This window comes from Pseudomonas sp. RIT411 (assembly GCF_003057735.2).
GTDB classification, from domain to species: domain Bacteria; phylum Pseudomonadota; class Gammaproteobacteria; order Pseudomonadales; family Pseudomonadaceae; genus Chryseomonas; species Chryseomonas oryzihabitans.
Genome location: NZ_QBIZ02000018.1, coordinates 96,353 through 113,221, shown reverse-complemented (window position 1 = coordinate 113,221; position 16,869 = coordinate 96,353). Strand labels below are relative to the sequence as shown.

Sequence of the window (16,869 nt, the reverse complement as noted above, 5' to 3'; positions counted from 1 at the left end):
TGCGCACGACTGGCCAGATACCCGGGATCGAGCAGCCCCTTGACGTTGACCGGCACCAGCTCCGGATCCGCTACGTACTGGGCGCGATCGGCATAGGCCAGGCGCTCGGCCTCGGCGATCAGGTGCACGGCTTCGGGACGCGGCTCCTGGCCCGCCGGCAGCGCGGTCGGTACTGGCCGCAACGGCGCCAGGGCCCAGGCCGGATCACGGGCTTCCAGGGCCTGGAGAATGCCCAGGGTCTGGGCCACGGTGATGCCGCCGGCGGGCGGTGGCATGCCACAGACGCGCCAGCGCTGGTAGTCGGTGCACAGCGGCGTGCGCGTCCTGGCACGATAGCCGGCCAGGTCCTGAAGACTCAGGCTGCCGGGATTGGGGCTCTCCTGCACGGCGCTGGCGATGGCCTGGGCCAGGTCGCTGCGATAGAGCGCTCCGGCGCCCTCCCGGGCGATCAGCGCCAGGGTATCGGCCAATTCCGGGTTGCGCAGCCGGGTACCCACCGGCTTCACCTGTCCCTGGGCATCCAGATAGAGCGCGGCCATCCCGGGTGACTGCTTGAGGAAGGGGTCGTGAAGCAGCTGGTTATGCAGCCGCGGCGACAACGGGAAACCCTCCCGGGCCAGGCGGATGGCCGGCTCGAACAGCACCTGCCAGGCCAGCTTGCCGTGGTCGCGATGCGCCAGCTCCAGGGCCCGCAGCACCCCGGGCACCCCTACCGAACGACCGCCGATCCGTGCCTCTTCGAAGGCCATGGGGCTGCCATCCGGGTGCAGGAAGAGCCTTTCCGTGGCCCCGGCTGGCGCGGTCTCGCGACCGTCGTAGGCCTGGACCTTGCGACCGTCCCAGTAGAGCAGGAAGGCACCGCCGCCAATCCCGGAGGATTGCGGCTCGACCAGGGTCAGGACCGCCTGCATGGCGATGGCGGCGTCGATGGCCGAGCCGCCCTGGCGCAGGATCTCCCGGCCGGCCTCGGCGGCCAGGGGATTGGCCGCGGCCGCCATCTGCCGGGTGGCTGCGCTGGCCGTCAGCCCGGGGCGGTAACCGGAACCGGCCTCGGGAGCCGTGGGCAGTGAGGTCTCGCGACCCTGGCTACAGGCGGCCAGGGTCAGGGACAGGAAAAGGGGCGTAAAGATCGACAGAGGCATTCGCAATGGGGGGCTCCTGGGCAACGGGGCTTTCGCCCGCCAAGCCTAGCCCATCACCTGCCCCACCGCCGCCTGTCTGACCTCAGAGCGGCAGGTGACGGTGCAGAAAGCCGCCGCAGAGCACATCCAGCCAGAGCAGCTGGTGCAGGGCGACGATGGCGAAGAACACCAGCCGAAAGCTCAGCTTGACGGTCTTGTGGCGAAAGCGCTGCTGGGCGATCAGGGCGCCCGGCCAGCCGCCGAGCAATTCGCCCAGGTGCAGCATGCGCTCCGGCACGCGCCAACCCTTGTCGCGGGCGCGCTGCTTGTCGTGCTTGTAGAGCAGGTAGGTGGCCACGCTGGCCACCAGATAGAGCGGCATCGGCCAGAGCACCCCGCGGCCGAAGGCCAGCGACAGCATGCCCACCAGGGGCAGGATGAAGACGGCGATCTGCAGCAGCGCCAGCATGTCCTGGCGGGCGATGGCGGCGCGCTGCTGATAGGGCGTCAGCGGCGCTGCCCGCTTGGCGGCCTTAGGGGAAGCATTCTGCCCAGACGCACGAGCCGGCTTGCGCCGGCTCTGCTGTTCCTTCTCGGGTTTCACCCGGCCGCCTTGGCCGCGTGCCAGTCGATCCAGCCGAATTGCCAGGTGGCCAGGATCAGCAGTCCGAAGACGATGCGGTACCAGCCGAAGACTTCGTAGCTGTGGTTGCCGATGAACTTCAGCAGGGCCTTGACCGCCAGCATGGCGAAGAGGAAGGAGGTGACGAAGCCGACTCCGAACACCAGGACGTCGCTGGCGGTGAACAGGTGACGGTACTTGTACACGGAGTAGACCGTCGCTCCGACCATGGTCGGCATGGCCAGGAAGAAAGAGAACTCGGTGGCCGCCTTGCGCGACAGGCCGAACAGCAGGCCGCCGATGATGGTGGAACCGGAACGCGAGGTGCCCGGGATCATCGCCAGGCACTGGGCGCAGCCGACCTTGAGGGCGTCATGCCAGCGCATGTCGTCCACCTCTTCCACGCGGATGCGATGGGTACGCTTTTCCGCCCAGATCATGATCACGCCACCGATCACCAGGGCGAAGGCCACGGTGATCGGGTTGAACAGGTATTCGTGGATCAGGTCACCCAGGATCACGCCCAGCACCGCGGCGGGCAGGAAGGCGATGATCAGGTTGCCGGTGAAACGCTGTGCATAGGACTTGCGCGGCAGATCGGTGACGATCTCGAAGACCTTGAAGCGGTATTCCCAGACCACGGCCAGGATGGCCGCCAGCTGGATGATGATATTGAAGGCGATGGCCCTTTCCCCACCGAAGCCGATCAGATCGGCAACGACGATCTGGTGGCCGGTACTGGAAATGGGCAGAAACTCGGTGATGCCCTCGACGATCCCCAGAATCAGCGCCTGCAAGGCACTCCATAGGTCCATGGTATTACTCCATCCAAGTGAAACATTTGCAGGTAGCCGGAGCTGCAGGCTCCGGCGGCAACGGGGTTCGAACCGTGACGCTCCGCAGGGCATGGCCCTTCGCGGTACCCAAGACAGCACGTGCTGAAGTCAGCGCCCGGCACCTTACCAGAGCGAGACCGGTTGAAGAGACCGATAGACGGCCATTAGGTGCCGTACAATGACGAATTCAATCTTTCCGGATGTGAAGCATGTCGTTTCTGGAGTCGCTCACCACCCTGCTGGGCATGTCGCCCGTGGAGCTGCTGGCCGCCGTTCTCGGGGTGATCGCTGTCTGGCTGACGGTGCGCCAGAACATCTGGGCCTGGCCCATCGGCCTGGTGATGGTGGTGCTCTACGCCTGGATCTTCCTGGACGTGAAGCTCTATTCGGACATGCTGTTGCAGTGCATCTATGCGGTGCTGCAACTCTATGGGTGGTGGCAATGGCTCAGGGGCGGCCAGCAGCACCAGGGCCGCGAGGTCACTTCGCTGGCGGCGAAACCCCTGCTGGCCGGTCTGGCCGTTGGCGCCCTGGGCAGCCTGGCCCTCGGCTATCTCATGGGCACCCATACCGATGCCGCCCTGCCCTGGCTGGACGCCGCGCTCACCGGCTTCAGTCTGGTCGCCCAGTTCTGGATGGCGCAGAAGCGCCTGCAGTGCTGGGTGCTGTGGTTCGTGCTGGACGTCATCTATGTGGGCCTCTTCTATTACAAGGGCCTCTACCCCACCGCGATCCTCTATGCGGTCTTTGTCGGCCTGGCGGCCTATGGCTGGCTCGACTGGCGTCGCGCCCTGGCGACCGCGCGATGAAGGTGGTGGTACTGACCGGCCCCGAGTCGAGTGGCAAGTCCTGGCTGACGCAGGTGCTGAGCGAAAGGTTCGGCGGTATGCGGGTCGACGAGTACGTCCGCGAATACTGCGAGCGGCACGGTACCGACACCACCCTGGCGGATGTGGAGCTCATCGCCCGCGAGCAAGTGCGTCGGGAAGACCAGGCGCGCGCCGCCGCGCCGCCCCTGCTGCTGCTGGACACCCATCTGCTGAGCAATCTGCTGTGGAGTCGGCTGCTGTTCGGCACCGCGCCCGCCTGGCTGGAGCCGGCGCTGCTGGCCCGCCGCTACGATCTGCACCTGCTGCTCGACCCCCGCGACGTCGCCTGGCAGGACGACGGTCAGCGCTGCCAGCCGGAGCTGACCGAGCGGCTGGCGTTCTTCGCCCACTGCCGCGACTGGCTGCAGGCCCATGGCCAGCCGCTGCTGGAAATCGCCGGCGACTGGTCCGAGCGGCAAACGGCCGCGCTGGCCGCGGTGAGCCGATTGCTGCACGAGGCCTGACCCGCCGGTAGAATGACGTCCTACACCGGAGAACGCCATGCACGACGACGATGCCTCTTTCGCCGACTTCACCCGCGGGATCCGTCCGCTCAAGCAGGATCGCGCCGACACCGGCAAACCGCGCGCCGACCTGGGCCAGGTCGCCCAGCGCCGTGCCGATGCGACCAGGACCACGACCGCTATCCGGGTCGATGGCCTGAGCGATGCCTTCGTCATCGATGTGGGCGCCGAGGACGAACTCTACTGGGGTCGCGACGGTGTCCAAGACACCCAGCTGCGCCGCCTCAAGGGTGGACAGATCCCGTTCGAGGGCAGTCTGGACCTGCACGGCATGACCGTGGAGAAGGCCCGGGAAACCCTCTGGGACTTTCTCGCCGAGGCCACCCGCCTGGAAATCCGCTGCGTGCGCATCACCCATGGCAAGGCCGCGCGCCTGGACGGGCGCCGTCCGCTGATCAAGAGCCACGTCAACACCTGGCTGCGCCAGCACCCCCAGGTACTGGGCTTCACCTCCTGCCTGCCCCGCCACGGCGGTACCGGCTCGCTTTATGTCTTGCTCAAGCGCACCATGCTCGAAGGTCGCGACGAGTGACTCCGCGACTCGGGTGACGTCTCATCCGAGCGCCAACCTCCTTATCGACAAACAGGAACCCAAATGTCTCTCGAACAGCACTACTCCTCGATCCTGACCGGACTCGGCGAAGACATCGGCCGGGAGGGGCTGGTGGACACGCCCAAGCGCGCGGCCAAGGCCATGCAGTACCTCTGCCGTGGCTACAACCAGACGCTGGAAGAGGTGGTGGGCGAGGCGCTCTTCACTTCCGACAACAGCGAGATGGTGCTGGTCAAGAACATCGAGCTGTACTCCCTGTGCGAGCACCACATGCTGCCCTTCATCGGCAAGGCCCACGTCGCCTACATGCCCAAGGGCAAGGTGCTCGGCCTGTCCAAGGTGGCGCGTATCGTCGACATGTTCGCCCGTCGGCTGCAGATCCAGGAAAACATGACCCGGCAGATCGCCGAGGCCATCGAACAGGTCACCGGTGCCGCCGGGGTCGCAGTGGTCATCGAGGCGCAGCACATGTGCATGATGATGCGCGGCGTGGAAAAGCAGAATTCCTCCATGGTCACCTCGGTGATGCTCGGCCAGTTCCGCGCCAGCGATGCCACCCGCGCCGAATTCCTCAGCCTGATCAATCGCTGAGTCGGCTGCGACGTCCGCCACCCTGGAGGGTCGAAGTCTCGAACCTCCAGGAGACCTGCACGCCATGCCGGACATCCACAGCCTCACCCTGCTCAGGGCCCAGCCCGAACGCTCCCAGGCACTGGGCGCCCATCTGCTCGATCTCGCCGCCGTGGCGGTGACCGATGCAGGCTGCCTGGACTACCGGGTGTTCCAGGGCAGCGAGGATGGCGACCTCTGGGTGATCCAGGCCCGCTGGGCCTCGGTCGCCGCCCAGGACGACCACTTCAACCAGCCCCATACCCTCGCCTTTCTCGACGAGTTGCCCAAGCTGGCGGACGAGGTGGACCTGTATCCGCTGGAGCCGAGAAGACCGGCTGGCAAGCCTTGATACGGCTTACAACGTCCTATCGCGGCCATGGCGGTCCGCCGATGCGGCCGCTCCTACAGAGGGTGATGCTTTTGTAGGAGCGGCCCATGGCCGCGATAAAGCTAAGTCAGCTGTCGCGTGACCTCATCAATACTCGGACAGCGCAAAGCTCGTCAGGGCGAAGGTGGGGATGCCGGCGGCTTCCAGGCGCTTGGAGCCGCCCAGTTCGGGCAGGTCGACGATGGCGGCGGCCTCGTGGACCTCGGCGCCCAGGCGGCGGATCAGGTTGCCGGCGGCGACCAGGGTGCCGCCGGTGGCGATGAGGTCGTCGACCAGCAGCACCGAATCGCCGGCGCCGACGCTGTCCTTGTGCACCTCGATCACGGAGTCGCCGTATTCGGTGCTGTAGACCTCGGTCAGCAACTCGGCCGGCAGCTTGCCCTGCTTGCGGAACAGCACCAGCGGCTTGCCCAGTTCATAGGCCAGGATCGGGCCGATGAGGAATCCGCGGGCATCCAGCGCCCCGACATGGGTGAAGGACGCCGAACGATAGCGCTCCAGCAACTCCGCCATGACGGCGCGCAGGCCTTCGGGCGACTGGAACAGCGGCGTGATGTCCCGAAAGATCACCCCCGGCTTGGGAAAATCGGGCACGGCGCGGATGAGGGATTTCAGGGCGGATTCGGAAAAGGACATGGCAAAGACTCTCGGGCGCCGGGCGCCTGGTTGAACACGATTGCACAGTATACCGGGGGCTACAGGGCCGGGGCCAACCTGCCGTCCCCTGGCGCTGAATCGATTCATGTAGTGACTTCCGTTGACAGCTACCAACGAAGCGGACATTCTCGCTCTCGCGCAAACGTTTGCGCGACCACAAGAACCATAAGAATTCGGAGATTCCCCTATGCTGGCCTTTCGCCCTGCCCGCCTGCTGGCGGCTATCGCTCTCACCTCCGCTTCGCTGATCCTGCCGCTCGCCGCCAGTCACGCCACGGCCGCCGAAAAGCCCAAGGTCGCGCTGGTCATGAAGTCCCTGGCCAACGAATTCTTCCTGACCATGGAAGACGGCGCCAAGACCTACCAGAAAGACCATTCCGCCGATTTCGACCTGATCTCCAACGGGATCAAGGACGAGACCGACACCTCCAGCCAGATCCGTATCGTCGAGCAGATGATCGTGTCCAAGGTCGACGCCCTGGTCATCGCTCCGGCCGACTCCAAGGCGCTGGTTCCGGTACTGAAGAAGGCCAGCGACGCCGGCATCAAGGTGGTCAACATCGACAATCGCCTGGATCCCGAGGTGCTCAAGTCCAAGTCCCTGGACATCCCCTTCGTCGGGCCCGACAACCGCAAGGGCGCGCGCCTGGTGGGCGAGTACCTGGCCAAGCAGCTCAAGCAGGGTGACCAGGTCGGCATCATCGAGGGCGTCTCCACCACCACCAACGCCCAGCAGCGCACCGCAGGCTTCAAGGACGCCATGGAAGCGGCCGGCATGAAGATCGTCGGCGTGCAATCCGGCAACTGGGAAATCGACAAGGGCAACGCCGTCGCCGCGGCCATGCTCAACGAATACCCTGACCTGAAGGCCCTGCTGGCCGGCAACGACAGCATGGCGCTGGGCGCCGTCTCCGCCGTGCGCGCGGCCGGCAAGAAAGGCCAGGTGCAGATCGTCGGCTACGACAACATCAAGGCCATCCACCCGATGCTCAAGGACGGTCGCGTCCTCGCTACCGCCGACCAGTTCGCTGCCAAGCAGGCCGTGTTCGGGATCGAAGCCGCGCTCAAGCTGGTCAAGGGCGAGCCCACCGGTGCCAAGGACGGCGTGATCGAGACCCCGGTCGAACTCGTCACCCAGCCCTGATCCGAGGAGAGCCCCCATGTCGTCCGAGGTCATCCTCAGCGCCCGTGGCATCGGCAAGACCTATGCACAGCCGGTACTCGGCGGCGTGGACCTGGAATTGCGCGCCGGCCAGGTGCTGGCGCTCACTGGAGAAAACGGCGCCGGCAAGAGCACCCTGTCCAAGATCCTCTGTGGCCTGGTGCAACCCACCACCGGCGAGCTGAGCTTTCTCGGCCGACCCTATGCCCCGGGCAGCCGCCGCGAGGCGGAAGCCCAGGGGGTGCGGATGGTCATGCAGGAGCTCAATCTGCTGCCCACCCTCACCGTGGCGGAAAATCTCTTTCTCGACCGCCTGCCCCGGCGGCTGGGCTGGATCGACCGCCGCCAGCTGCGCGAACAGGCGCGGCTGGCCATGGCCCAGGTCGGCCTGGAGTCCATCGATCCGGATACCCCCATCGCCGAACTGGGCGTGGGTCACCAGCAGATGGTGGAAATCGCCCGCAACCTGATCGGCGATTGCCGGGTGCTGATCCTCGACGAACCCACCGCCATGCTCACCTCGCGCGAGGTGGAGCTGCTGTTCGAGCAGATCGAGCGGCTGCGTGCCCGGGGCGTGGCCCTGGTCTACATCTCCCATCGCCTGGAAGAACTCAAGCGCATCGCCCAGCAACTGGTGGTGCTGCGCGATGGCCGCCTCGTGGCCGATGCGCCCATGGCGGAGTACGCCACCGACCAGATCGTCAGCCTCATGGTCGGCCGCGATCTCGGCGAGCATCTGGACATGGGCGAGCACCGGTTCGGGCCGCCGCTGCTGGAGGTCAAGGGCCTGTCGCGCGCCGACAAGGTCCAGGACGTCTCCTTCAGCGTCCGCGCCGGGGAGATCTATGGCATCTCCGGACTGATTGGCGCCGGACGGACCGAACTGCTGCGGCTGATCTTCGGTGCCGACCGCGCCGACTCCGGCGTGGTGCACCTGGCCGGCAAGCCGGTCGACCTGGCCTCGCCGGCCAAGGTGGTTCGCCAGGGCATCGCCCTGATCACCGAGGACCGCAAGGGCGAAGGCCTGCTGCTCAGCCAGCCCATCAGCGCCAACCTGGCCCTGGGCAACATGGCCAAGGTTGCCCAGCAGGGCCTGGTCAGCAGCGCCCGTGAAGCCGCCCTGGCCGAGCGTCATATCAAGGGCATGCGCATCCGCTGCAACGACGGCAGCCAGCCCGTGGGCGAACTTTCCGGGGGCAACCAGCAGAAGGTGGTCATCGGCCGCTGGCTCGAACGCGACTGCCAGGTGCTGCTGTTCGACGAACCCACGCGCGGCATCGACGTCGGCGCCAAGTTCGAGATCTATGGCCTGCTGGCCGAACTCACCCGCCAGGGCAAGGCCCTGGTCGTGGTCTCCAGCGATCTGCGCGAGCTGATGCTGATCTGCGATCGCATCGGCGTGATCTCCGCCGGCCGCCTGGAAGCCACCTTCGAACGCCATGACTGGGATCAGGAGCGGCTGCTGGCCGCCGCCTTCGCCGGCTATCGCTCCCGCGAAGCCCTGCTGGAAGAACCTGTCCCGCCGCAACCCCTTTCTCAGGAAGCCATTCGATGAGCAGTCTTCCCGTCACCTCCTCCCGGCGCGCCTTCGGCCTGGGCCTGGGCACCTACGTCGGCCTGGCCGCTGCCCTGCTGGCCATGATCGTGCTGTTCTCCCTGATGAGCAGTCACTTTCTCTCCTATGCCACCTTCACCACCCTGGCCAACCAGATCCCCGATCTGATGGTGCTGGCGACCGGGATGACCTTCATCCTGATCATCGGCGGCATCGACCTCTCGGTGGGTTCGGTAGTGGCCCTGGCCGCCGCCGTGGTCAGCGTCGCCACCCTGGAATGGGGCTGGGGCATCCTGCCCGCCGCCGCCCTGGGCATGCTCTGCGCCGCCCTGACCGGCACCCTCACCGGCAGCGTGACCGTGGCCTGGCGCATCCCTTCCTTCATCGTCTCCCTGGGCGTGCTGGAAATGGCCCGCGGCGCGGCCTACCAGTTGACCGATTCGCGCACCGCCTACATCGGCGATGCCTATGCCTGGCTGTCGACGCCCTTCGCCTTCGGCATCTCGCCCTCCTTCGTGATCGCCCTGCTGGTGATCGTGGTCGCCCAGTTGCTGCTGACCCGCTCGGTGCTCGGACGCTACCTGATCGCCATAGGCACCAACGAGGAAGCGGTGCGCCTGGCCGGGATCAATCCCAAGCCCTACAAGGTCATCGTCTTCGCCCTCATGGGCCTGCTGGCGGGCCTCGCCGCGCTGTTCCAGATCTCCCGCCTGGAAGCCGCCGATCCCAATGCCGGCGTCGGCCTAGAGCTGCAGGTGATCGCCGCGGTGGTGATCGGCGGGACCAGCCTCATGGGCGGTCGCGGCTCGGTCATCAGCACCTTCTTCGGCGTACTAATCATCTCGGTGCTGGCCGCGGGCCTGGCCCAGATCGGCGCCAGCGAGCCGACCAAGCGCATCATCACCGGCGCGGTCATCGTGGTCGCCGTGATCCTCGACACCTACCGCAGCCAGCGCGCCAAGAGCAAGGGCTGATGGCGACCATCAAGGATGTCGCCGCCCGCGCCGGCATCTCCTACACCACCGTCTCCCATGTGGTGAACAACAGCCGCCCGGTCAGCCCGGGCGTGCGGGAAAAGGTCGAGGCGGCCATCGCCGAACTGGGCTACGTGCCCAGCGGCGTGGCGCGCTCCCTGCGCAGTCGCGCCACCGGCACCTTCGGCGTGCTGGTGCCCAATGCGGTCAATCCCTACTTCGCCGAGCTGGCGCGGGGGATCGAGGATCACTGCGAACGCCAGGGCTACAGCGTCATCCTCTGCAATTCCGATGACGACGCCGACAAGCAGCTGCGCTATCTGCGGGTGCTCAAGGAGCGCCGGATCGACGGTCTGGTGGTCGCCACCGTGGACGGCGATCCGCGCTTCGCCCGCGCCCTCGCCGGCCTGCGCATCCCACTGGTGCTGGCCGACCGCCCGCTGGACGGCGTCCAGGCCGCGCATATCCGCATCGATCACCACCAGGGTGGCCTGCTCGCCACCCGCCACCTGCTGCAACTCGGTCACCGGCGCATCGCCTGCATCGGCGGCCCGGCCGACTCTCCCGTCGCCAGCGAGCGCATCACCGGCTACCAGCAGGCCCTGGCGGAGGCCGGTATCGCCCCTGGCGCCATCCAGCGCTGCTCCTTCACCGCCGCCGCCGGTCATGCCGCAGCCCGCGAATTGCTGGCCCGGGCGGAGCGCCCCACCGCGATCTTCGCCGGCAACGACACCATCGCCCTGGGCGTGCTGCGCGCCGCCGCCGAACGGGGCCTGAGCGTCCCCGGCCAGCTGTCCGTAGTGGGCTTCGACGACATCGAACTCAGCCGCTATCTCTACCCGGCCCTGACCACCATCGGCCAGTCGATCCGTGACCTCGGCGAACGCGCCGCCCAGCTGCTGCTGGCGCGCCGCGAGACGGTCGGCAGCCCTTCCACCCACGACATCGCCGTACCCCGGCTGGTGCTGCGCGAATCCACCGCGGCGCCCTCTGCTCTGGAGACCTCCCATGCACCCTGACGTCGTCGTCATCGGCAGCCTGAACATGGACCTGGTGGTGCGCACCCCGCGCCTGCCCAAGGGCGGCGAGACCCTCGCCGGCCATACCTTCACCACCGCACCCGGCGGCAAGGGCGCCAACCAGGCCGTGGCGGCCGCGCGCCTGGGCGCCCGGGTCGCCATGATCGGCTGCGTCGGCGCCGATCCCTATGGCGACTTCCTCACCCGCAGCCTGCTCCAGGAAGGCATCGACTGCCAGGGCGTCTCGGTGGCGGCCGAGGTGCCCACCGGCATCGCCTCCATCCTGGTGGACGACCAGGGCCAGAACGCCATCGTCATCGTCGCCGGTGGCAACGGCGAACTGTCCGCCGCTCATCTGCAGGCCCAGGAACGCGTGCTCGACCAGGCCAAGCTGGTGATCGCCCAGCTGGAGGTCCCACTGGCTACCGTGGGCGCCGCCCTCGCCCGCGCCCATGCGCTGGGCAAGACGGTGATCCTCAATCCGGCGCCGGCCACCGGACCGCTGCCGGCCGAGTGGTACGCCCATATCGACTACCTGGTGCCCAACGAAAGCGAGGCCAGCCTGCTGACCGGCCTGCCGGTGGACACGCTGGAGCAGGCCGAAGCCGCTGCGCGCCAACTGGTCGCCGCTGGCGCCCGGCAGGTGCTGCTGACCCTGGGCGGCCAGGGCCTGCTGCAGGTCTCCGCCGACGGCTGCCAGCACCACCCGGCCACGCCGGTCAAGGCGGTGGACACCACGGCCGCCGGAGACACCTTCCTGGGTGGCTTCGCCGCCGGCCTGGCGGAGGGTCTGAGCGTCTCGGCGGCCATCGCCCTCGGCCAGCAGGCCGCCGCCATCGCTGTCACCCGTCCGGGCGCCCAGCCCTCCATCCCCAGCCGCCAGGAGCTCGCCCGGTGAAGAAGACCGCTCTGCTCAACATCGCCCTGTCCCAGGCCGTCGCCAGTCTCGGCCACGGCGACCTGGTGGTCATCGGTGACGCCGGCATGCCGGTGCCGCCGGGCACGCCCCTGGTCGATCTGGCCGTGACCCCGGGCGTCCCGGATTTCCTCAGTGTGGTGCAGGCGCTGCTCAGCGAGATGCAGGTGGAAAGCCATCTGCTCGCCGAGGAAACCCTCGAGGTCCAGCCCCCGGCCCTGGCCGAACTGGAGCGCCTGAACGCCGACGGCGCCCTGGGCAGCCGCCGCCTGGTTTCCCATGACGAGATGAAGACCCTGTGTCGCCAGGCGCGGGTGCAGATCCGCACCGGCGAGTGCCAGCCCTACACCAACCTGATCCTGGTGGCCGGCGTCACCTTCTAGCCGGCGGCCCTGCCCAATAGCTGCCGGGTCGCCTGCAGGTCCAGCGGCCGGGCGAACAGATAGCCCTGGGCATGGCGGGCGCCCATGTCCTTGAGCAGTTGCAGTGCCTGGGCGTCCTCGACGCCCTCGGCGACCACATCCAGGCCTAGCGACTCGGCCATGCGCACGATGGCGCGGACGATGGCGACACTGCGCGTGCTGTCGCCCAGACGCAGCACAAAGGATTTGTCGATCTTGAGGCCGCGAAAGCGGTATTCGTGGACATAGCCCAGCGACGAGAAGCCCGCGCCAAAATCGTCCAGCACCACCGAGACCCCGTGGCGATCCAGGGCCTCCATGGCCGCCTTGGCACGCTCCGGCTCGGCGACCAGGGCCCCTTCGGTCAATTCCAGGCAGATCCGTGACGGCGCCACACCGTACGCGGCGAGGATGCTCAGCACCTCGTCGGCGAATTCCGGCTGCACGATGCTGTAGCTGGAGCAGTTGACGTGCACCACCGGCCAATGAGCCTGGGCGGGCTCGGCCAGGGTGGCGGCGATGCGCGTCAGCATGTAGGTATCCAGCCGTCCGATCAGGCGCAGGCCTTCCAGCTCGGGGAGAAAGGCCCCCGGCGCCAGCACGCTGCCATCGGGCTGTCGCCAGCGGATCAGCGCCTCCAGCGCCGCCACGCGACCGGTGCCGACCTCGATGATCGGCTGGAAGAAGGGCTCCAGTTCGTTACCGTTCTTCAGCGCCTTGCGCAGCGCGCCTTCGCGCACCACCTGGTCGGACACCACCTGGCGCAGTTCCTGGTTGAACACCGCGAAGTTGTCGCGGCCGCCCTGCTTGACTCGGTACATGGCCGTGTCGGCATCGCGCAGCAGGTCATCCGGCTGGCGATGCAGACTGGGATCGGCCACCACGATGCCGATGCTGCAGGACGCGAACAGACTGTGGTCGTCGATCACCAGCGGGCGATCGAAGGCGTCGATGATGCGCTGGGCGATGGCCACCGGCGACTCCAGACCGCCACCGGGCACCAGGATGGCGAATTCGTCACCCCCCAGCCGCGCCAGCAGGTCGGTCTCCCGCAGGCAGCCAGACAGCCGCTCCCCCGCCGCCACCAGCAGCAGATCGCCGAAGGGATGGCCGAACTGGTCGTTGATGCGCTTGAACCTGTCCAGGTCGAGAAACATCACCGCCAGGCCGGCACCGTCGCGCTCCAGCGCCGTCCAGAGTTCGCCCAGGCGCTGCTGCAAGAAGCTGCGATTGGGCAGCCGGGTCAGGGCATCGTGATTGTTCTCGTACAGCAGTCGGGCATTGGCCGCATCCAGGGCCCGGGTGCGCTCCTGCACCCTGACCTCCAGGGCCTGGCGCGACTGCTGGATGGCTTCCGCAGCGCTGCGCCGGGACAAGGCGGTATCGATGTGGCGCGAGACGAAGGTCAGCAGCTCCTGGTCGCGCTGGCTGTAACGGACATCTTCGCGATAGCTCTGCACCGCCAGCACGCCGCGGACCTGCTTGCCGTCATAGAGCGGGATGCCCAGCCAGGAACAGGCTTCCGGGGTGCCCTCGACCGGGGTGATCTCGCCGCGCTCAATGAGCAGGCGGGCCTTGTGCCGATCGATGATGCAGGGCCGCCGTTGGCGGATGGTGTATTCGGTATAGCCGCGGCTGCCGCGCCGGGCGACGGGGGCCGCGGTACGGCGCTCATCGGCGAAATAGGGAAAGCTCACCTCGCCCGAGGCGTCGTCGTAGAGGGCGATGTAGAAGTTGTGGGCATAGAGCAACTCGCCGACGACGCGGTGCAGCCCCCCCAGCAATTCCGGCATGTCGGTGCTGGCGCTGGACAGCTCGGCGATGCGGAACAGCGCCGCCTGCAACTGCTCGGCGCGTTCGCGCTCGGCGATCTGCTCGCGCAGCCGGGCGTTGACCTCCGACAGCTCCTGGGTGCGCTGGCCCACGGTGGCTTCCAGATCCTCGCGCCGGAGAATGCGATCCAGGGCCATGGCCACGTCACGGGCGATGACCTGGAACAGTGCCTGGTCCTCAGGGCCGTAACGGCGCTCGCGGTCGTAGACCTGCAGACTGAGCACGCCGAAGGTGCGATCGGCGCCATCCTTGAGCGGGATGCCCATCCAGAATTCGGGCACGCTGCCCTGGCAGTAATAGGGTCCGTTGGCCTGGGCGGCCTCCATGGCCTCCTTGGGCAGCAGCAGCGGCTCGCCGTGCATGAGGACAAAGGCGGTCAGGCTCGGCTGCTCCCTGTCCAGCGGCTCGAAGGAACCCGGCGCCGGGGGGCTCTCGTCGCGCTGATCGAAGTAATAGGGATAGTGGATCCGGTCGGCATCGGGATCGAGCAGTGCCAGGCAGAGATTCTCCGCATCGATCAGGGTCACCAGCAACTCATGGGTGCGCTGCATGAACAGCTGGCGATCCAGGGTCGAACTGGCCAGGTAAGTGATGTCGTAGAGCACCTGCTGGATGGCCTGGGCCCGCTGCAACTGCAGGCGCTGCAGTACGAAGCCGAATCTCAGGGCCAGGGCGGCGAAATCGGTATGGCCATCGGGACGGGCGAGCAACCAGCCCAGCGGGGTCGGGCCACTGCCGGTGGGATAGCAGCGGAGCGAGGTCTGGGCGGACAGTAGCGCCAGTTCCTCGTCGTCGAGCAATTCCGGCCAGCCACCGGCGTCATTTCCGGTGGCCATGCAAGACCAGTGGCCACGGCGCTGGTACCAGGCCCAGTCAGCGCCCGCAGCCGACGCCCGCAGTTGCGCGATGATCTCGTCCGGCTCCAGCCCCGGCACATTCGGATCCGGCCAGCGTGTCTCCGGCGGCCTGACCGGGCCTACGCCTGGCAGCTGTTCCTCAGCCCCTTTCATGCTGACTCCTTCCCATGCATTCGCCGGATCCTGACACAGATGTCCCTGGCTTCGGCAAGTACGGAATGAACGGTTTGCTCGAGGGGGTGAACGGCAAAGATATGACTAAAGACGCTATTTGGCTAATACAAGAGTTGTACAGCCGACAGGCGCCTGTCCAACAACTCGGCGTTCCAGACAATCCCCTGCCGCTGGGCTTGTAAAACAAAAAGCCCAGGGCTTCCCCATCGATCCGAAAGGCCGTCGCCACCCGAATCTCTGGCTAGGCCAGGACCACTAATAAGCAGACAGAACGCAATCTGGCGGGGCGCTCCAGCCCGTTGTCGCCACTCTCCACGAGCAGGAGTTTTCCATGACCGCTTCCAAGCAAGACAACCTCATCGATTGGCTGCGCGATGCCCATGCCATGGAGGAACAGGCCGAGAAGATGCTCTCGGCCCAGGCCGCGCGCCTCGAGCACTATCCGCAGTTGCGCCAGCGTATCGAGCAGCACATCCGCGAGACCCAGGAACAGCGGCAGGTGATCGAAGGCTGCCTGAGCCGTCACGGCAGCAGCCCCTCGACCCTCAAGGACATGGGCGGCAAGTTGATGGCGCTGGGCCAGGCCATCGGCGGCGCTCCTATGAGCGATGAGGTCATCAAGGGGGCCATCGCCGGCTATGTCTTCGAGAACATCGAAATCGCCACCTACACCACGCTGATCGCGGCCGCTGCCGAGATCGGCGACAGCGAAACGCAGCAGGCCTGCGAACGCATCCTCGAACAGGAGAAGGCCATGGCGGCCTGGCTGCTGGAAGACCTGCCCGCCACCACCCGCGCCTTCCTGGAACGCTCCGCCGACCCCGATCTGACCGCGAAGCGCTGAAACGCCCGAGTTATACCGTGACTAGCCCCTGGAGGTTACATGTTCGTCCATAACAAGCGACTGCAATACACCGTGCGCGTGTCCGAACCCAATCCCGGCCTCGCCAACCTGATGCTGGAGCAATTCGGCGGTCCCCAAGGCGAACTCGCCGCCGCCATGCGCTACTTCACCCAGGCGATAGCCGAACTCGACCCGGGCCGCAAGGACATGCTGTTCGACATCGCCACCGAAGAACTCAGCCACCTGGAAATCATCGGTTCGATGATCGCCATGCTGAACAAGGGCGCCAAGGGCGACCTGGCGGAAAAGACCCAGGAAGAAGCGGACATGTACCGCTCCCTGACCGGTGCCGGCAATGATTCCCACCTCACCCAGATCCTCTACGGTGGCGGCCCGCAACTGATCAACTCGGGCGGGGTGCCCTGGACCGCGGCCTACATCGACACCGTCGGCGAGCCGACCATCGACCTGCGATCCAACATCGCCGCCGAGGCCCGGGCCAAGATCGTCTACGAGCGCCTGATCAACGTCACCGACGATGCCGGCATCAAGGACACCCTGAGCTTTCTGATGACCCGCGAGATCGCGCACCAGAAGTCCTTCGAGAACGCGCTGCACTCCATCCAGCCCAACTTCCCCCAGGGCAAGATGCCACCGCGGCCGGAATTCGCCAGCGTCTACTACAACATGTCGCAAGGCGAAGGCGATATGCGCGGTCCCTGGAACCAGGGTCAGGACTGGGAGTTCGTGGAGCAGCCCAGCCCCGCCGTGGACGGCGGCGACGGCCTGGCCAGCGTCAAGCTGCCGCCGATGCAGGCCAAGGCGGTCGAACAGCTCGCGACCCGCACCATGTCGGATCCGAATGCTGCACCGGTAACGGGTGCCGATCTGGGCGCCGGCCTGGCCAAGCAACTCGACAAGAACCGTCTGGAAGAGTGATGTCTAGGCGACG

Annotated in this window: 18 protein-coding genes; 13 read left to right on the top strand and 5 right to left on the bottom strand. The window is 66.9% G+C overall.

Annotation, left to right across the window (positions count from 1 at the left end; all coding sequences use genetic code 11):
• From DBY63_RS20645 to DBY63_RS20635, 3 genes are all read right to left on the bottom strand, one after another.
• On the bottom strand, positions 1 to 1,142 hold a 1,142-nt coding region (locus DBY63_RS20645), incomplete at its 3' end, for a gamma-glutamyltransferase (protein WP_256594470.1).
• 82 nt (positions 1,143 to 1,224) lie between these two features.
• The gene (locus DBY63_RS20640; protein WP_027599467.1) at positions 1,225 to 1,725 is read right to left on the bottom strand and encodes a DUF1294 domain-containing protein; all 501 of its coding nucleotides are present in this window, start codon (positions 1,723 to 1,725) and stop codon (positions 1,225 to 1,227) included.
• Complete coding sequence (locus DBY63_RS20635) at positions 1,722 to 2,558, bottom strand: undecaprenyl-diphosphate phosphatase (RefSeq protein ID WP_027599468.1); 837 nt, start codon at positions 2,556 to 2,558, stop codon at positions 1,722 to 1,724. The genes DBY63_RS20640 and DBY63_RS20635 overlap by 4 nt, the downstream gene beginning before the upstream one ends.
• 266 nt (positions 2,559 to 2,824) lie before the next feature.
• Between DBY63_RS20635 and pnuC the strand changes: the two genes are divergently transcribed.
• The 5 genes from pnuC to DBY63_RS20610 all read left to right on the top strand — a co-directional run bounded on the left by pnuC (position 2,825) and on the right by DBY63_RS20610 (position 5,486).
• On the top strand, positions 2,825 to 3,388 hold the full coding sequence (gene pnuC / locus DBY63_RS20630) for a nicotinamide riboside transporter PnuC (protein ID WP_027602227.1): 564 nt from the start codon (positions 2,825 to 2,827) through the stop codon (positions 3,386 to 3,388).
• A complete protein-coding gene (locus tag DBY63_RS20625) occupies positions 3,385 to 3,912 on the top strand; it encodes an AAA family ATPase (RefSeq protein WP_108582681.1) in 528 nt (175 codons plus the stop codon). The genes pnuC and DBY63_RS20625 overlap by 4 nt, the downstream gene beginning before the upstream one ends.
• A 37-nt stretch (positions 3,913 to 3,949) precedes the next feature.
• A complete protein-coding gene (locus tag DBY63_RS20620) occupies positions 3,950 to 4,504 on the top strand; it encodes a Smr/MutS family protein (RefSeq protein WP_007158436.1) in 555 nt (184 codons plus the stop codon).
• 63 nt (positions 4,505 to 4,567) lie between these two features.
• Complete coding sequence (gene folE, locus DBY63_RS20615; RefSeq protein ID WP_027599472.1) at positions 4,568 to 5,116, top strand: GTP cyclohydrolase I FolE; 549 nt, start codon at positions 4,568 to 4,570, stop codon at positions 5,114 to 5,116.
• Between the two features lie 64 nt (positions 5,117 to 5,180).
• A complete protein-coding gene (locus DBY63_RS20610; RefSeq protein WP_108582682.1) occupies positions 5,181 to 5,486 on the top strand; it encodes an antibiotic biosynthesis monooxygenase in 306 nt (101 codons plus the stop codon).
• 126 nt (positions 5,487 to 5,612) lie between these two features.
• Here the strand turns inward: DBY63_RS20610 and DBY63_RS20605 are convergent, their stop codons facing one another.
• Positions 5,613 to 6,161, bottom strand: coding sequence for an adenine phosphoribosyltransferase (locus DBY63_RS20605; protein ID WP_017640536.1), 549 nt, complete (start codon positions 6,159 to 6,161; stop codon positions 5,613 to 5,615).
• Between the two features lie 208 nt (positions 6,162 to 6,369).
• On the opposite strand from DBY63_RS20605, the gene DBY63_RS20600 reads away from it, so the two are divergent.
• From DBY63_RS20600 to rbsD, 6 genes are read left to right on the top strand one after another with little or no spacing between them, the layout of a single operon-like run.
• Complete coding sequence (locus tag DBY63_RS20600) at positions 6,370 to 7,326, top strand: sugar ABC transporter substrate-binding protein (RefSeq protein ID WP_007158440.1); 957 nt, start codon at positions 6,370 to 6,372, stop codon at positions 7,324 to 7,326.
• Positions 7,327 to 7,342: 16 nt separating this feature from the next.
• Positions 7,343 to 8,899, top strand: coding sequence for a sugar ABC transporter ATP-binding protein (locus tag DBY63_RS20595; protein WP_108582683.1), 1,557 nt, complete (start codon positions 7,343 to 7,345; stop codon positions 8,897 to 8,899).
• Complete coding sequence (locus DBY63_RS20590; protein WP_007158442.1) at positions 8,896 to 9,873, top strand: ABC transporter permease; 978 nt, start codon at positions 8,896 to 8,898, stop codon at positions 9,871 to 9,873. The genes DBY63_RS20595 and DBY63_RS20590 overlap by 4 nt, the downstream gene beginning before the upstream one ends.
• Complete coding sequence (locus tag DBY63_RS20585) at positions 9,873 to 10,892, top strand: LacI family DNA-binding transcriptional regulator (protein ID WP_027599476.1); 1,020 nt, start codon at positions 9,873 to 9,875, stop codon at positions 10,890 to 10,892. Before DBY63_RS20590 ends, DBY63_RS20585 begins: the two co-directional genes overlap by 1 nt.
• Positions 10,882 to 11,790 carry a ribokinase gene (gene rbsK / locus DBY63_RS20580; protein WP_108582684.1) on the top strand — a complete coding sequence of 303 codons (909 nt, stop codon included), beginning with the start codon at positions 10,882 to 10,884 and terminating at the stop codon, positions 11,788 to 11,790. Before DBY63_RS20585 ends, rbsK begins: the two co-directional genes overlap by 11 nt.
• A complete protein-coding gene (rbsD, locus tag DBY63_RS20575; protein ID WP_027599478.1) occupies positions 11,787 to 12,191 on the top strand; it encodes a D-ribose pyranase in 405 nt (134 codons plus the stop codon). Before rbsK ends, rbsD begins: the two co-directional genes overlap by 4 nt.
• Here the strand turns inward: rbsD and DBY63_RS20570 are convergent.
• On the bottom strand, positions 12,188 to 15,052 hold the full coding sequence (locus tag DBY63_RS20570; RefSeq protein ID WP_256594469.1) for an EAL domain-containing protein: 2,865 nt from the start codon (positions 15,050 to 15,052) through the stop codon (positions 12,188 to 12,190). The two genes, rbsD and DBY63_RS20570, sit on opposite strands and share 4 nt — an antisense overlap.
• A gap of 352 nt (positions 15,053 to 15,404) precedes the next feature.
• Between DBY63_RS20570 and DBY63_RS20565 the strand changes: the two genes are divergently transcribed.
• Positions 15,405 to 15,917: a ferritin-like domain-containing protein gene (locus DBY63_RS20565; protein ID WP_007158447.1), complete on the top strand. Its 513-nt coding sequence runs from the start codon at positions 15,405 to 15,407 to the stop codon at positions 15,915 to 15,917.
• A 39-nt stretch (positions 15,918 to 15,956) separates the two neighbouring features.
• A complete protein-coding gene (locus DBY63_RS20560; protein ID WP_007158448.1) occupies positions 15,957 to 16,856 on the top strand; it encodes a manganese catalase family protein in 900 nt (299 codons plus the stop codon).
• Positions 16,857 to 16,869 lie beyond the last annotated feature (13 nt).

Excerpts from the sequence above, each read along its gene's own strand:
- DBY63_RS20635 (WP_027599468.1), bottom strand. The coding sequence starts at position 2,558 with ATGGACCTATGGAGTGCCTTGCAGGCGCTGATTCTGGGGATCGTCGAG.
- pnuC (WP_027602227.1), top strand. The coding sequence starts at position 2,825 with ATGTCGCCCGTGGAGCTGCTGGCCGCCGTTCTCGGGGTGATCGCTGTC.
- DBY63_RS20625 (WP_108582681.1), top strand. The coding sequence starts at position 3,385 with ATGAAGGTGGTGGTACTGACCGGCCCCGAGTCGAGTGGCAAGTCCTGG.
- DBY63_RS20620 (WP_007158436.1), top strand. The coding sequence starts at position 3,950 with ATGCACGACGACGATGCCTCTTTCGCCGACTTCACCCGCGGGATCCGT.
- folE (WP_027599472.1), top strand. The coding sequence starts at position 4,568 with ATGTCTCTCGAACAGCACTACTCCTCGATCCTGACCGGACTCGGCGAA.
- DBY63_RS20610 (WP_108582682.1), top strand. The coding sequence starts at position 5,181 with ATGCCGGACATCCACAGCCTCACCCTGCTCAGGGCCCAGCCCGAACGC.
- DBY63_RS20605 (WP_017640536.1), bottom strand. The coding sequence starts at position 6,161 with ATGTCCTTTTCCGAATCCGCCCTGAAATCCCTCATCCGCGCCGTGCCC.
- DBY63_RS20600 (WP_007158440.1), top strand. The coding sequence starts at position 6,370 with ATGCTGGCCTTTCGCCCTGCCCGCCTGCTGGCGGCTATCGCTCTCACC.
- DBY63_RS20595 (WP_108582683.1), top strand. The coding sequence starts at position 7,343 with ATGTCGTCCGAGGTCATCCTCAGCGCCCGTGGCATCGGCAAGACCTAT.
- DBY63_RS20590 (WP_007158442.1), top strand. The coding sequence starts at position 8,896 with ATGAGCAGTCTTCCCGTCACCTCCTCCCGGCGCGCCTTCGGCCTGGGC.
- DBY63_RS20585 (WP_027599476.1), top strand. The coding sequence starts at position 9,873 with ATGGCGACCATCAAGGATGTCGCCGCCCGCGCCGGCATCTCCTACACC.
- rbsK (WP_108582684.1), top strand. The coding sequence starts at position 10,882 with ATGCACCCTGACGTCGTCGTCATCGGCAGCCTGAACATGGACCTGGTG.
- DBY63_RS20570 (WP_256594469.1), bottom strand. The coding sequence starts at position 15,052 with ATGAAAGGGGCTGAGGAACAGCTGCCAGGCGTAGGCCCGGTCAGGCCG.
- DBY63_RS20565 (WP_007158447.1), top strand. The coding sequence starts at position 15,405 with ATGACCGCTTCCAAGCAAGACAACCTCATCGATTGGCTGCGCGATGCC.
- DBY63_RS20560 (WP_007158448.1), top strand. The coding sequence starts at position 15,957 with ATGTTCGTCCATAACAAGCGACTGCAATACACCGTGCGCGTGTCCGAA.